General features: G+C 40.4%; 8 protein-coding genes. All 8 read left to right on the forward strand.

Features of this window, described 5'->3' with window-relative positions:
* The first annotated feature begins 6 nt into the window (after positions 1 to 6).
* The 8 genes from M2419_RS16620 to M2419_RS16655 all read left to right on the forward strand — a co-directional run bounded on the left by M2419_RS16620 (position 7) and on the right by M2419_RS16655 (position 14,282).
* On the forward strand, positions 7 to 2,742 hold the full coding sequence (locus M2419_RS16620) for a glycoside hydrolase family 2 TIM barrel-domain containing protein (protein ID WP_259255409.1): 2,736 nt from the start codon (positions 7 to 9) through the stop codon (positions 2,740 to 2,742).
* 13 nt (positions 2,743 to 2,755) lie between these two features.
* Complete coding sequence (locus M2419_RS16625; protein WP_259255410.1) at positions 2,756 to 4,978, forward strand: coagulation factor 5/8 type domain-containing protein; 2,223 nt, start codon at positions 2,756 to 2,758, stop codon at positions 4,976 to 4,978.
* A gap of 248 nt (positions 4,979 to 5,226) precedes the next feature.
* Positions 5,227 to 8,400 (forward strand): SusC/RagA family TonB-linked outer membrane protein, encoded by a 3,174-nt coding sequence (locus M2419_RS16630; RefSeq protein WP_159730397.1) that lies wholly within the window; start codon positions 5,227 to 5,229, stop codon positions 8,398 to 8,400.
* A gap of 11 nt (positions 8,401 to 8,411) precedes the next feature.
* Positions 8,412 to 9,932: a RagB/SusD family nutrient uptake outer membrane protein gene (locus M2419_RS16635; protein ID WP_159730399.1), complete on the forward strand. Its 1,521-nt coding sequence runs from the start codon at positions 8,412 to 8,414 to the stop codon at positions 9,930 to 9,932.
* 10 nt (positions 9,933 to 9,942) lie between these two features.
* A complete protein-coding gene (locus M2419_RS16640; protein WP_159730401.1) occupies positions 9,943 to 10,638 on the forward strand; it encodes a hypothetical protein in 696 nt (231 codons plus the stop codon).
* A gap of 17 nt (positions 10,639 to 10,655) precedes the next feature.
* Complete coding sequence (locus M2419_RS16645; RefSeq protein ID WP_159730403.1) at positions 10,656 to 11,723, forward strand: DUF5007 domain-containing protein; 1,068 nt, start codon at positions 10,656 to 10,658, stop codon at positions 11,721 to 11,723.
* A gap of 123 nt (positions 11,724 to 11,846) precedes the next feature.
* Positions 11,847 to 12,635, forward strand: coding sequence for a hypothetical protein (locus M2419_RS16650; RefSeq protein WP_159730405.1), 789 nt, complete (start codon positions 11,847 to 11,849; stop codon positions 12,633 to 12,635).
* A gap of 54 nt (positions 12,636 to 12,689) precedes the next feature.
* On the forward strand, positions 12,690 to 14,282 hold the full coding sequence (locus M2419_RS16655; protein ID WP_259255411.1) for a M60 family metallopeptidase: 1,593 nt from the start codon (positions 12,690 to 12,692) through the stop codon (positions 14,280 to 14,282).
* The last annotated feature ends 1,074 nt before the right edge of the window (positions 14,283 to 15,356 follow it).

A 15,356-nucleotide genomic window follows, 5' to 3' on the forward strand; every position in this document is an offset into this window, starting at 1 on the left:
CTATACATGAATATTATATTTAAACAACTCATCAGCCTAGGCTATATAGCCTGTCTATTTTTCTCTTCGAGCGTACATGCGCAAACCGTACTAGATGGAAGAGTTTCAGTTGATTTCTCGTCAAACTGGAAATTCAGGAAGGAGGAATCTTCCACAGACCGTATAGTTAAACAAAAACAAAGGGAAGAGATTGTTGATCTACCGCATACCTGGAATATAGCTGATGTCATGGACGATACGCCTGGCTATTATCGTGGTGCCACCCAATATCAAAACACCCTCTATTGGAAAACCGCCTGGCAAACTAAACGAATAGTACTTCATGTAGGGGCCGCCAATCAGGAAGCAACCGTATTTGTCAACGGTAAACAGGTGAAAGCACATATTGGTGGTTATACGGCTTTCAATGTCGACATTACAGACTATCTCAATCGAAGAGTAAATGGAAAAGATACGATAGTCATTCAGGTCACCAATCGCTTCAATCAGGATATCGCGCCATTAAGTGGCGATTTTACTTTTTTTGGAGGTATTTACAGAAAAGTGTCTTTGCTGCTGTTGGATCAGATCCATTTTGCAGATCCTGTTTACGGAAGTAGTGGTTTGCGCGTAAATGCAAAAGTTGATTCCCGAGAAAATGCGACAATTAATCTTGATGGAGCTATTCAGAATGCTTCAGCATCACAACAAGCTATTGTGATTGAAACTACGCTTGTGGATGCCGATGGGGTGGCGGTAAAAAAAGTACAGCAGAAAGAAAATCTGAAACCTCATTCACAGAACAATTTCCAATTGAACATGGCTGAAATTGAGCACCCAAGATTGTGGTCGCCAGACTTGCCGTACTTGTATCGTTTAATAACGCGGATTTATGATTCCAAGGGCCGACAGCTGGATCATCTGGATAATTCCGTTGGTTTCCGCTGGTTTTCATTCCATCCCGAAAAAGGCTTTTTTTTAAACGGGAAACCACTAAAATTAGTAGGAGCCAGCCGACACCAGGATTTTAAAGGTATGGGCAATGCTGTTCCCGATACCCTACAAGTACAGGATCTTGTGAAATTAAAAGCGATGGGTGGTAACTTCCTGCGCGTGGCACATTATCCGCAGGATCCTGCCGTATTGAAAGCCTGTGACAGCTTGGGCTTGTTGGCATCGGTGGAAATTCCGCTTGTAAACGAGATTACGGAAAGCCCTGCTTTTGCCGATCATAGCTTTCAGATGCAGAAGGAGATGATTAGACAATATTTTAACCATCCGAGTATCATTATCTGGGGTTATATGAACGAAATCTTTCTTCGGCCCCATTTTCCAAAAGATAAAGAACGTCAGGAAAAATATTTTAAATCAGTGGTATCATTGGCGGAAAAACTGGAAACGCTCACACGAACAGAAGATTCTACACGCTATACGATGATCGCCAATCATGGGAACTTTGATCTCTATCATCGGACGGGGCTGACCAAGGTTCCTATGCTTGTGGGCTGGAATTTGTATCCGGGCTGGTATGGTGGTAAAATTGCAGATTTTGGCAAGCAGTTAGAACATATTCATCAACAGCTGCCCGAGAAACCTTTATTGGTAACCGAATATGGAGCAGATGCCGACTATCGAATACATTCGGATAAACCAGTTCGTTTCGACAAAAGTATTGAATATGCTATTAGGTACCATCAGGGCTATCTCAATGATATCCTACAGAAAGCATTTGTCGCTGGCGGGGTGGCATGGAATTTATCCGATTTTAATTCGGAGACCAGGGAGGAAAGCATGCCACATATCAATACCAAAGGATTGCTGACCTGGGACCGGAAAGCGAAGGATAGCTACTTTCTATATCAAGCTTATCTCAAGAAAGTCCCTTTTGTAAAAATAGGAGGTACTTTTGAAAAAAAATGGGCTGTAAGGACTGAACCGGACCGAGCATTAATAGGATCCGGATGGCTAAAGCTGCCCATATTCAGTAATGCTGATTCGGTGGAACTCCTGCTGGATGGTATGTCGTTGGGCGTAAGCAAGCCTGTGGATCGGATGATATTATGGCCTGTAAACCTAAGCCGTGGATTACACACTGTGAAAGCCCAGGCTTTCCATAACGGAAAATTAAGTTCTATCGATGAAACCGTAATGGATTGTGAGGTATTGCCTTATGATCTGAAGAAGGATAAAGACTGGCAAGAACTCCGCATCAATGTTGGCGACAATCGAGAATACATTGACTCCATGGGAAATCGGTGGTTCCCAGACCAGCCTTATGAAAGGGGAAGCTGGGGCTATTTAAATGGCGAGAAATATCGTCTAAAAAATACAGGCCGTGAAAACCTGGGAACCGATGTGAATATTAGAGGTACAGAAGATGATCCGCTCTTCCAGACACAATTGCAGGGATTGGAATCCTACCGATTTGATCTGCCTAATGGCAATTACGAGGTCGAATTATTTTTTGCCGAATTGGATGGCCCGAATGACAAGGAAAATCTCTTATATGATCTCGAGCAGCGAGAGAAGAAACAGGAGCAAAATGGGATAGATCGCGTTTTTGACATTCGCATTGGAGACCATGCGCTTGCTACGGATTTAAATGTGTTGCTTGAAGCCGGGGCATTTAGGATCCTTCGTCGAAAATTTCAGGTGAAAGTGCACGACGATGGTAACTTAGTGATTTCGTTTATTCCTAAGAAAGGTGAACCTATGCTGAATGCGATCCGACTTAAAAAGATAAACCAGTCAGTCAACCCATAAAAAAATAAAACTTATGCAGCCATTTAGAAACTATATTAAGCCTATTATAGCGTTGTTGATGATACAACCCGTCCTTGCAGGAACAAGCTATAACTATAATCTAATTAAACCAGCCTATACTGGGGCGCAAGGAACTACAGTAGCCGCCGTTGTGGTACATCAACCTGATCTAAGTGAGGTAGCGGAAAGACCAAATGGCCTAAGGAAAAAGACTGCGGCAAAAGCCAGGGCACAAACCGCTGTTGAGAAAGATAAATCCCAGGAAGGAAGTCCAGAAGTCTTCATACAAAAGGGGCGAATATGCCTTAACTTTAGTAAACGGCTGACCGATAAAGAGATAAAAGGGCCCTTTCTTATCCGACGGAGCCAGGGCAGGTTGGGCGATTATCAAACTATTGCCAAAGTCACGCAGCCCAAATTTGTGGATCAAGTGCTCGTAGGTAGTCCATACGATTATTATTATGAAATCCAGACCGTAAAAGGAGAACTTGTTGCACGTTTGAGTCTAGAACTCCAGCTGTTTGGTGAAAATACGTTTGTTTATAGTCCAACAGATAATAAGGCGCGTGTCGGCAATGAAGTCAATCAGCTCCATGAAAAGATGTTCGGAAAAGAATTTAGTCCCCATCGTTATGCATTGCTTTTCAAATCGGGCGACTACAAGGATGCTGGATTATTGAAGATTCCTTTTTATGTGCAGATTGCTGGATTGGGCAAAGTGCCTTATGATGTTGCGATTTCAAATATACACACGCCGCCTCATCTTGCCGATGGGAATGGGACCTGTACATTCTGGCGTGCTGCTGAGAATCTGTCTGTCATTGGTCCGGAGAGCTATGAAGAGAGGCAAACATTTAAATGGGCGGTTTCCCAAGCCGCCCCCTTGCGTCGTATTTATTCCACACGAGTGGTGCGCAATCAGTGGGCAAATGGATGGGTTAGTGGTGGTTATACCGCAGACTGCTATTTTGAAGCAGCTGCAGGCTCCAAAAACCAACAGCAGTGGTATACACGAAACTCATTTCTAAACAAAGGAAGAGGAAAGTTTGAAGAAATTAAATACAATTATTGTTTTCAGGGGGTCGATTTTGGACCTTCTGTTGATAAGAATAGCTATCAAAATAATTGGGCAGAAGGCGGCAATGTGACAGTCATTCCAACGACACCCGTGATTCGTGAAAAGCCCTTTGTGTTTTTTGACAAAGATGGACGATATAAGGTGTTTCGACCAGCGCTAAAGCATAATCATAGAGGCGTATCCTATACACGGGACAACATGGGGGCGGGAGATATTATTGATGTGGAGAAGGATTTTTATGTTGTCAAACCCGGTGATTCAGCAGCGGAGATGAACCGACAGTTAGGGAATGGCAAGCATTTGCTGATTACACCTGGGATGTATGAGTTATCCGAACCCCTTCATGTCAGCAAGGCCAATACCATCATACTTGGACTTGGGTTAGCCACATTGATACCCGGCTCAGCAAATCCGCAGACGGCAATTGATGTTGATGATGTTGCAGGTGTCACTGTTGCCTCATTGATGTTTGACGCGCATTATAGTTCGCATAGTTTGATTCAGGTCGGTCAGGAGAAGAGCGGGATAAGACATGACAGTAACCCAACCCTGTTGGCAGATCTATTTCTGCGTATTGGCGGATTTCGGGCCGACAAAGTTCATGTGGACCAATCGGTTATTATCAATAGCAATGATGTGATTGGTGATCACTTTTGGATATGGCGTGCCGATCATGGGGTGAAGGGCAGTGTTGGCTGGGATATTAATACGACACGTAATGGCTTGGTGGTCAATGGAGACCATATGACTATGTATGCATTGTTCAATGAACATTTTCAGGAGTATCAAACCTATTGGACCGGTAATTATGGCCGCACCTATTTCTTTCAATGTGAAAGCCCTTACGATGCGCCGAATCAGGCAGCCTATCGAAGTGAGCATGGAACGCGTGACGGATATGCGGCCTATAAAGTTGCCGATGCGGTACAGCAACATGAGGCCTATGCTTTTGGGATATATGATGTGCTGGTCAATCCGATTCGCATTGAAAGTTCGGTGGAAGTGCCGGTAAAACCTGGTGTAAGACTCAAACATATCTGTAACAACAGCTTGTCCAGTGGTCCCAATCGCGGCTATGGCTATGTGATCAATCAAGTTGGAAAAAGTACCTATAATACCTGGCGCGATAACCGGACGTATGTGGTGGAGTTTCCTTGATGAGAATTTGATTTAGGAATTACACTGCATAGATGGACGAAATACAGTACGTTTTATGGAAAAAGTTTTTTACGTTACAAAAAAAATAAGATTTTTTAACATTTTGAAAATAGCGAAATCGATTGCGTAACAAAACGCAATCGATTGTGTTTTCAAAAGCACCATTTTTAGTAAAATCGAGGTTTTGATATATTGATAAATTGGAAGATTTTAGTGTTGAAAAGAACACTATAAACCAAACCCAATTTATGGAAATGGACATCTACACCAAAAGGAAGTGGACGAGAATAATCCCGCTTCTGTTTAGCCTAATGCTCTTTCAGTTATTTTCTTTTGCACAATCGAAGATAACGGGAAAAGTTTTAAACAATAACCGACCTCTCCCTGGAGCAACGGTTTTTATTAAAAATAATACAAAAACTGTCACCTCAACCAATGGTACAGGAACATTTGAAATCCAGGCCAAATCAGATGATATTCTGGTTGTTAAAAGCGTAGGGTTTGAGACGCAGGAGATAGCCCTAGGAGGGAGGCAAAATGTCTCAGTGAATCTAGTTGAATCAAGTAACGAACTCGGAGAGGCGATTGTGACAGGATATACAACAATCAATCGTAAAAAAAGTACCGGTTCGATTGCCAGCGTCACCAGTAAAGATATTGAGAATCTTCCTGCTGCTAGTATCGACGTGTTGCTTCAAGGAAAGTTACCTGGAGTAAACGTGCAGAACTTCACCGGACAACCTGGAATGAAGACCTCTTTGGTCATTCGCGGGAATACTAATATTCCTCGCTCGAATAATGATTTTGACGCGGACAATTTGACGAGTAACCCATTGTATGTCATTGATGGAATTCCTACATCAGAAGATGAAATCAAAAGTTTTAATGTTACTGGAACCAACTTTCTTGCAAGTCTAAACCCCAATGACATCGAGTCTGTTGACGTTTTGAAGGATGCATCGGCAGCAGCGCTATATGGAGCGAGAGCGAACAACGGTGTTATCTTGATCAAGACAAAGCGTGGTCAGCTGGGGCGTCCCAAATTTAGCCTAAATACCTATCAAGGATATGTGACTAAACCTGCAACAGTTGCTACATTGATCGGTGCGGCAGAAAGAAGAAAGAAACTGGAATTGATTTATAAGTTTGCGAATGATGCTCAACTTCAAACAATACCTCAGTTATTGACAGATAGTTTGAATCCAGCATTTAACAATAACAATGATTATCAGGACTTATTTTATCAATCTGGGTACGTACAAAACTATGACCTTTCCGTTTCGGGGGCTACCGAGAATTTAAACTATAGGGTCAGCGGCGGGATGTATAATGAAAAAGGAATTGTAAAAAGTACTGGTCTAAAGCGTTACTCTTTTACAAGTAACTTGATTTTTAATATCACGAAGCAATTGGAATTTCTGACCAACTTCAAGGCTTCAACAAACAGACGCATGGACGGTAAAGGCAGTACGGAGTTCTTAAAAACTAATAGATACCGTAATGTTTTTGCTATCAATCCAGTGGATATGCCAACGTCATTGCTGGGTATGAGTCAAGACGATATCAATAGTATTGTGAATCCCTATGACTATCAGCGCAACGATAATATTAATGTGGACCTAAGTGGAGTCGGTGAGTTAAGATATACCTTCTTAAAAGATTTCCGCTTGAGCACACGTAGTATTATTAACTATTCTACGGCAAAAAATGATTTTGCTTCACCATCTATTTTAAATACTGATGGTCTAGCCTATGCGAAATCGACTTATACCCAGTACAGAAAATATTTGTTGACCAACTCTTTACTATGGACAAAATCCTTAAATGACGTACATAACTTCACGGCTACGGCAGTTCAGGAATATGAGACGCGTAAAAATGAGGGTTTATATTTGTTAGGAAAGGATATCCCAAATGACAATATTCAAGTGATTAAAGGTGTGAGTTCTCAAAACCTAAATGGATATTCTGATCAATCGACCTATGCGAAGTTGTCATTCCTTGGTGCGTTTCATTACGATTATAAAAGTAAATATTTGTTGGATGCCGTATGGAGAGCGGATGCTTCTTCAAGATTCGGTAAGAATAACAAATGGGGATATTTCCCATCGGTAGGTGCTGGATGGATTGTTTCGGAAGAACCTTTTATGGAATCCAAAGAATGGGTAGATGAATTCAAACTGCGTGCTAGCTGGGGACGTACGGGTGATGAAAGTAGCATCGGTGATAATGATCGCTATAATGCGTTTGTTGCCGGAGACGGATCTTATCCAGGAAATTCTGGAAATACTTATGGCGGTGGCACAGCAATTATTCCAAACTATTCAGGTATAACCAATGATAACATCACCTGGCAGAAATCAGATACTTGGAATGCTGGATTTGATGCATACCTATTAAAGGGCAGACTTACTGTCAATTTTGACACCTATGTAAGAACAACGACAGGGCAGATGTTGCAAATCTGGATACCAGAGTATTCAGGCTACCTGCAAACTTTTACGAATGCTGCAGGAGTGCGGAACTCAGGAATCGAGATTAATATCCAGGGAAAAGTATTTGAAAAGAGTAAAGAATTCCAATGGATTCCGCAACTGAACTTATCGTTTAACAAGAATGTTGTCACAGCATTGCCTAATGGTAACCGAGACTTATATTATGATCAAGGTGTATATGTTGTGGGTAAACCCCTGAACATGTTTTATGGTTATCTTGTGAATGGAGCCATTAGTTCATCCAATGATATTATCGTAAACCCATACACTGGAGCGGTAGGCGCAACAAAATGGGGTACACTTAAGCCGGGATATCCAAATTGGGTGGATGTGAATGGTGATTACAAAATTTCAGATGCCATTGGTGAAAATGATATGACCTTTTTCGGCGATCCCAATCCTAAAGTGACCGGTGGTTTTATCAATAATTTCACCTATAAAGGTTTCTCTTTACAAGTTTTAACAACTTTTACCTTAGGAAGAGATATTATCAACAGTACTTTTGCGCGCCGTATGTCCAATGGATTCTTCTACGGAAATCCTAAAGACCTATCTAAAGCATCGATCGGAGATCTAGACAAGTATGATTTTTGGCGACAAGAAGGCGATATGGCTAGATACCCTGCGGCAAATCCATATATGGGATTGTATGCTTGGAGAGCCGGTCAATCGATGTTTATGGAGCCAGGATGGTACGTGCGCATCAAAAATATCAACTTAGCATATCGTTTCAATAAAGGTCAAAATCCTTGGATGAATCGTTTAGGAATTAATTCACTCAGATTATATGGTACAGTGGATAACGTTCACATGTTCCAAAAATTCTCAGGTGTAGATGCCGAAATGGTTGATGCGAGAGGCTTTGATTATGGTGACGGCTACCCTTTGCCATCTAAGTATACTTTAGGTGTTCAATTCGAATTTTAATAGCTAGCAATATGAAGATTTTAAAAATAACATATAAAAAGATAGGAGTAGTCGCGACTCTTTTCTCCGCTATGATTCTAGGATCATGTAACAAGCAATTGGAGAATAATTTAATTAATGATACCTATGCGGATACCTTTTGGAAGAATGAAAAGGATTTTACGGGTGCTACGTTGGGAATGTACAGTTTATTCCGAAAAGCCATGGTGACGAACCAAGCTTTTTTCGCATGGGGAGATACCCCTGTTGGAATTTTGACAACCAGCGAGGGTACATTGCATTCGGATATCTATACGAGTGGTAGCTTTAAATTGCCCTATCGAGAAGGGGGCGGGCTTAATTGGACAAACTGGTACCGAGTCATAAATGAAGCTAATTTGATTATCAAGAGGATTCCGGACATTTCGGAAGATAAATTTTCAGCTGGAACCAAAAACTACCTTCTTGGTGAAGCATATTTTATGCGTGCACTTTCCTATTTCTATATGACACGGGTTTGGGGTGACTTACCTTTACAAACTGAACCAACGGAGACAGCTGATCAGGCTGTATTGATTGGCCGTACGTCGACCGATGAGATCTTGAAGTTTATTGTTAGTGATGCGCAGAAAGCCTCAAGTTTATTGACTTGGGAAGGGGTTGACGGGCTTGGTCGTCGTCGGGCAAATAAAGCTGCAGCTTTGGCCTTGTTAACACATGCGACTGCCTGGCAAAATGACTACGCGAAAACGGTAACATACGCGGACTCTATTATCAGTCGTCCAGATCTCTTCGCATTGCAGACAAAAGGAAATGTCCGAAACGTTTTTAAGGAAGCGAGCGCGAAAGAAAACATATTCGTGTTTACAAATAAGGATGCGGAAAATGAATCTGCGTCTTATCAAGGGATGGGGGTATTTTCAGGAGCAGTGGGTTTTATTACGGTAAGTAGTAGTATATACGTAAATATGCCGTCGTTGGTTCCAGTCTATTATGTGACAAATACAAAATTAGAGGAAATGTATGGTAAGGAGGAAGATGGGGATACCAGAAGAACTGACTTCTTTAGAAATATCACCAATTCGCAAAATAATTCGCTGATGAAGTATTCTGATATTGTCTACAAAAATGCGGCGACAAACTCGGATCCTAGGGTTGAAAGTAATTTGGTGATTTTTAGATTGGCCGATATGATCTTGCTAAAAGCGGAGGCTTTAAATGCGCTTGGAAAGGATGGTGAAGCGTTGACAGCTGTAAATTCGATCAGAAGCAGAGCAGGTGCCAAAACCATGATTAGCAGCGGTGGAGCAAATCTAAAGCGTGATATATTGAAAGAAAGACAACGTGAATTGATTGGTGAAGGTCATTGTTACTTTGATATTGTTCGAAATGCCTGGAAAACGAAAAATAATAATCTTTTCGTGCAGTTGGCTTCCTGGAGTATGGATGCTACGCGTATGGAACAAAAAGGTTATCTATTCCCAATCGAGAACAGCATTTTAAACTCGAACCGATTAATCTCACAGAATCCTTATTGGATGGGTAAATATTAAGCGAATCAACATGAAAAATACATTTATATATTTAAGTATTATTGCTTTGGTAACAATTTTTAGTTGTAAAAAAGAAGCGGTAATAGATGGTGGCGTAAGTGATCCACATGTCAATATGACAACCTATGATTTCTTGAAATCGCATCCACAGCACTTATTTGATACGACCTTGATGATTATCGATAAAGCTGGACTAAAAGATAAAGTAAACAGCGCGGGAACCTTTTTTGTCCCAACAAATTATTCCATTCGTAATTTCCTGTTAGCGAAACAGAATGAATGGCGTAAAAAGGATGAACGACTTAACTTTAATCTGGATTCATTGTTTAAATATTATCCACAAAAAATGCTCCAGGACACGATGAGTGTTTATCTTTTCTCTGATCGTATCGTCCGGGATAATTTAACCGAAACGGGAACTATGTTTCAGACACAGGAACCAATGACAAAACTCTTGGTGACCTTGGAAAAATCAAGTAGTGATGATTATTTGGAGGATGGTGTCATTTCTCAAGGACCTAAATTGCTCTATTTAACCAAGATCTATGGCGAGCGTGATGTCATGAAAAATGGCTTATTATCTGATCCTTCAGGAAAAGCAAATCTGAATGACACCAAATTGCTCTGTCAGACGTCGGGCATTATTTCAACAACAGGTATAATACACGTGTTGAACAACCAGCATATTTGGGCATTTAGAAGATAAATTTAATTGGTATTGATATGAAAAATAGATATAAAATATTTGTATACATCGGTGTATTGGCATCCTTAATGTATGCAGGTTGTAAGAAAATTGAAGTTGGTTACCTAAGTGACAATATCCGTTATGGATCAAATCCGATTGCTGTAGATCAAGGAACGTTCTATATAGCAACTGGAATTATCCCAGATGCTTCAACGCCGCCGTTTACTGTCACTCTTTTGGATGTCCGTAATAAAGCAACTGGCAAGCGAGAAGAAACTTTTTTTAAGGAATATGACGTTACTGTTTGGAAAGAGAAATATGATCCGAAAACAGATACAACACTTGAATTGATTAATAGTAAACGAGGTATAGAGAAGAAACTGCCGTTTACAGTTTTAGAAAAAAGCGGCCAGTTTATGTTTACCCAAGCGACAGATAATGTACCTACGGGAGAATATGAGGTCGATATACGCGTTCAAAATCCAAAGGGTACAAAAGATTATAAGAATATAACAACAATCAAGTTGTCTGCGGTAAAAGAATATACCTATGAAAATGTTCCTTACTTTATCGCGGTTGAGGCAAATAGCGAAACAGGTATCCGTTTCCCCTATGATGATCAATGGATTGATCAGACCAAAGGGCAGAGTACTAGTTTGACCTTAAATATTAAACGTGTAGCAGACGGTCCAAATCAAATTGTATTGAAAGTTTACGACAAAAATGGAGCATTATTTCCTGGTAGTGCTTTGGACAGAAGACCATCTGGCAATGATTTCCTTAAAACATTAGCGACCTTTGCTTATAAAACAACAGTTACAGATACTGCTGTGGTCTACGATTATGCGCAGGTGAGATTCCCGGATGTATATTGGGATAGTCAGTCGAATGGTATCAACTGCTATTACAGAATCCAATCAAAATGGATTCAGTCAATAGACTATGCGGATACTAAAAACTGGAACCCGCCAACGGATATGAAGTATTTGACTTATGATCAACCTGTTAAACTTAACATAAGGTTTAATACGAAGATTTACAAAGCCGGAAAGTATATTTATGAGCTACATTTAAAAGCGACGAAAAATCCCACAGCGAAGTAGGAAGCGTTGTGTTTAGATTATAACTGAATATATTGAGAGGGAGAGTGTGAAATAATACTCTCCCTTTTTTTGCTAACAGAAAATTATAACCCTTTTATATTTTTTAATTAAACTTAAATTTTTATGAAAAATTTTAATTTCCTTATTCTATTATGTGTTTTGATCGGTATCAATTCAGGTTGTTCAAAGCCCGATGTTAACGATGTTGTTAAAAATGTAGATTCTCCAAATCAAGTTTTAAAGGCTAATCAGCTTACGCAGCCAACAGTTACTTTGCAAGCATCAAGTACAGGGACGGCTATTACGGCAAATGTGAGTCTAAGCAACTTTGATCCAAATTATGTGGTTACTGAGGTGAGCGTTAGTTGTAATGGGACAGACGGAACTGTTATGAATAGCGTTTTGGGTGCCGGAGGAGGAAATGCGATATTTTATGGAATTAAGGGATTTAGCTATACGGTTGTAGCTACCGTTTCTTATCAATCCAAGACGGGATCCGCAATGTCCCCAATTACAAAAACAGCAATATTGAATATTTCTCAGTCCGGAGGAAGCGCATCATGCACTTATCCCCCAACATTGGCTTATCCCAGTTTTCCCTCTGTCATTGATAGAAACGGGAGCTATTTATGGATGGAAGATGGTGAGTTATTTGTATTATATCCAACTGATAATAAAATTAATGTAAATATAGTAGTATTATATAGAGAAAAGGGATCTAATCAAGAGTGGAGTCAAACGGATCCAATAAATTCAATAGGAGCTTATTTCACTGGTGTGGGAAAACTTACTCTTGTACGAATTGTTGGTTTAAAGCCTACAACAGAATATGAACTTAAATCCGCAATTCAATGTAATGACAAACTTGTTTTTACACCTGAGTTATTCTTTGCATCAACGCTAGCGATGTAAATTGTCCTAATTGCTGCGGTGGTCTATTGGTTATTTTTATATTACATTAAATTAATGATGAAAAGAAAATTTATCGCTTTCGGGTTAGGTCTTATACTAACCGTCAATCTAAAAGCTCAAACCGCTCAGGATTTTAAACAAACCTATGCCGATCTTTCTGTATTCGAAGATCCTCTGGCATTAACACTAAAAAAGGGGATTAAGAAAAAACAGCTCAATCAGATTGCTGATACTACCCTGCGCAGGGTTGCGCAGTCTATACTTGATGGCAACTATAATAAGGATTATAAATATGCAACTTATTATGCCTTGTTGAATCCGACAACATTAGGACATCACTTAAGTATTGGGGACGGTTACAGTAAATATGAAAATATGACCGGTGTGTATCTTCCCAAAGGGAAGCATATTGTTATCGTGGACGGTATTGCAGCTGGTAAAGAGGTAAACCTTGTTGTACCCAACTGGTTGCGAAAAGCCCCTAATCCGCAGGATCCTACAAAAGACCCGAAAGGTTGGGGATTGGAAAAACAGGAATTCAGATTGCAGAATGGCGTGAACATTATCCAGCTCGATGATTACGGAAGTTTAGCTTATATCGATTATTTCTCGGAAGAACCTGAAAAGGAAAACCCGATTAGTGTTCATTTTCCGACAGGGCAGGTAAACGGTTACTTTGATCTTAAAAAACAGGGGAATAAGGAATGGGATAGTCTGATCGATCATGCTGTATTCCCGATTATGGATGCAAAAGGCGAGCATATTCAGACCGCTTATCCAATAGAGGCATTGAAACAGTATGCTTATGGAAAAGGCGTCGAGCTAATTCGTAATTATGATTCGCTGGTGTATAGGCAACATCGATTGATGGGACTGGAGAAGTATAATAAAGTACCTAAAAATCGTATTCTGGCGCGGGTGAACTATAATTATTACATGTTCCGTGATGGAGATGGTGTTGCCTATATGGGTGATAAAGTTGGTTACGCGATGAAAATGGTGGTAACGCCAGAATCGGTGATTAAAGGGGATCCTTGTTGGGGTTTCAGTCATGAGGTGGGCCACGTACACCAGACACGTCCAATGTTTAATTGGGGTGGCTTGGGTGAAGTGAGCAACAACCTGTTCTCCTTATACGTAACACGTTCGTTTGGTAATAAAACTCGGGTTTCAGAACAGAACAATTTTGAAAAAGCGAAGACCAATATTATTGAAAAGCGAATTTCTTATTTGTCAGATCCGGATGTATTCGATCGTTTGATTCCTTTTTGGCAGTTACAGCTCTATTTTGAGGGCGAAGGAAAACGTTCCGATTTTTATGCGGATCTATTTGAAGCCTTCCGTCAGCAGAATATGAATAAACCCAGAAGACAGCGTTCAGATTGGAGCTCCGATCGAATGATGGGAGAGCGCAATCCTGCCGTTCATCAGCTGAATTTTGTTAAAACAGCCTGCGAAGTGGCCAAATTGGATTTGACGGATTTCTTTGATAAATACGGATTCTTTTTTGTTGGTACGTTGGAATACGACGATTATGGAAAGTATACCTATACCATGACGCAGGAAATGGTTGATGCCTGCCGCCTGGCAATTAAAAACATGAACTTGCCCAAGCCTAAGGCTGATCTTACAGCATTAAGAGACTAGAGAATGTAAACTATAATAATGTCTGAGGCTCCGAATCATCTAAATTGATTCGGAGCCTTTTGTTTGGTTGTTATGTCTTTTGAACTTAGTCGTTATTCTAAACGTTTTACAAGCTGAACGCTTTCTCCTGCTCATTTTCTTTAATCCCATAAACCCTCCAAAAATGCCTATATCATGGCGATTCTGGTTGGATGCTGGGACACTTTTAGGGCTATTTGTGTAGTGTTCTATTTATTCGCTTTTATTTAGTTCTTCTTTAAGCTAGATTTTAATTGGTATTTAGTTAGCTTTTAGTTAGGGTTTGTTTAGGTATAACCTAAGCTATACCTAAACAAACCCTAACTAAACCCTAAGTAAACCTTGAGTAAAAGCTATACCAAAATGAGAATTGATCAAGGTTTACTTTAGACTGGTTCCGCCATCCTCTATTCCGCTGCGGTTGCGGTTCGCTGTCACGTCCTATCTCTATTATGTATATCGATGGTATTAAACGCTGCGGAGCTCTGTTGTTGCGTTGCTTATGTTCAAATTGAATATTGATTTGTAATTAACAGCACTATAGCACCGCTTTAACAGGGGGTTAATAGGGGGTACACCCCTGCTAACCCCCTGTTAAAGCGGTGCTATCCCCCTGTAATACCCCTTTTAATTAGGAATAAAAGTTGAACGAAATTGGTAATAGATCCGATGCGAAGCCTGTCTCCATACTCTATATGATGACCTGGGGTTCTCCAAAGGCCCAATCTGGGGGCCGGATCTGCCATCCTGGCCCTCCGATCACCTGTTTTACAAAAAGAATCTCGCACCGTTACAGGCAGTTAAGGGCGAAATGAAAATAATAAGAACAAAAGGCTTGGAAGTGATTGTTAAAACTCCCTATCTTTGCACCACTCCGCAAGGGAGGAACGGTTGCTTCGAAAGAGGGAACCATGAAAAAAAGAAGGGTTTAAGAGAAGCCTGACAGGATTTAAAATCCCGTTCAGTTTATTTTAAACGCGGAAATCGAAAAAAGGGAAAAGAAAAAAAACTTGAAAAAGTTTTTGGAAGTTCAAAAAAGATTTCTACCTTTGCAGT

Source organism: Sphingobacterium sp. BIGb0116 (genome assembly GCF_024808035.1).
Lineage (GTDB): Bacteria > Bacteroidota > Bacteroidia > Sphingobacteriales > Sphingobacteriaceae > Sphingobacterium > Sphingobacterium paramultivorum.

What these genes read in the sequence shown, in the direction of transcription:
- M2419_RS16635 (WP_159730399.1), top strand. Translation starts at nt 8,412, where the DNA reads ATGAAGATTTTAAAAATAACATATAAAAAGATAGGAGTAGTCGCGACT.
- M2419_RS16655 (WP_259255411.1), top strand. Translation starts at nt 12,690, where the DNA reads ATGATGAAAAGAAAATTTATCGCTTTCGGGTTAGGTCTTATACTAACC.
- M2419_RS16640 (WP_159730401.1), top strand. Translation starts at nt 9,943, where the DNA reads ATGAAAAATACATTTATATATTTAAGTATTATTGCTTTGGTAACAATT.
- M2419_RS16625 (WP_259255410.1), top strand. Translation starts at nt 2,756, where the DNA reads ATGCAGCCATTTAGAAACTATATTAAGCCTATTATAGCGTTGTTGATG.
- M2419_RS16630 (WP_159730397.1), top strand. Translation starts at nt 5,227, where the DNA reads ATGGAAATGGACATCTACACCAAAAGGAAGTGGACGAGAATAATCCCG.
- M2419_RS16645 (WP_159730403.1), top strand. Translation starts at nt 10,656, where the DNA reads ATGAAAAATAGATATAAAATATTTGTATACATCGGTGTATTGGCATCC.
- M2419_RS16620 (WP_259255409.1), top strand. Translation starts at nt 7, where the DNA reads ATGAATATTATATTTAAACAACTCATCAGCCTAGGCTATATAGCCTGT.
- M2419_RS16650 (WP_159730405.1), top strand. Translation starts at nt 11,847, where the DNA reads ATGAAAAATTTTAATTTCCTTATTCTATTATGTGTTTTGATCGGTATC.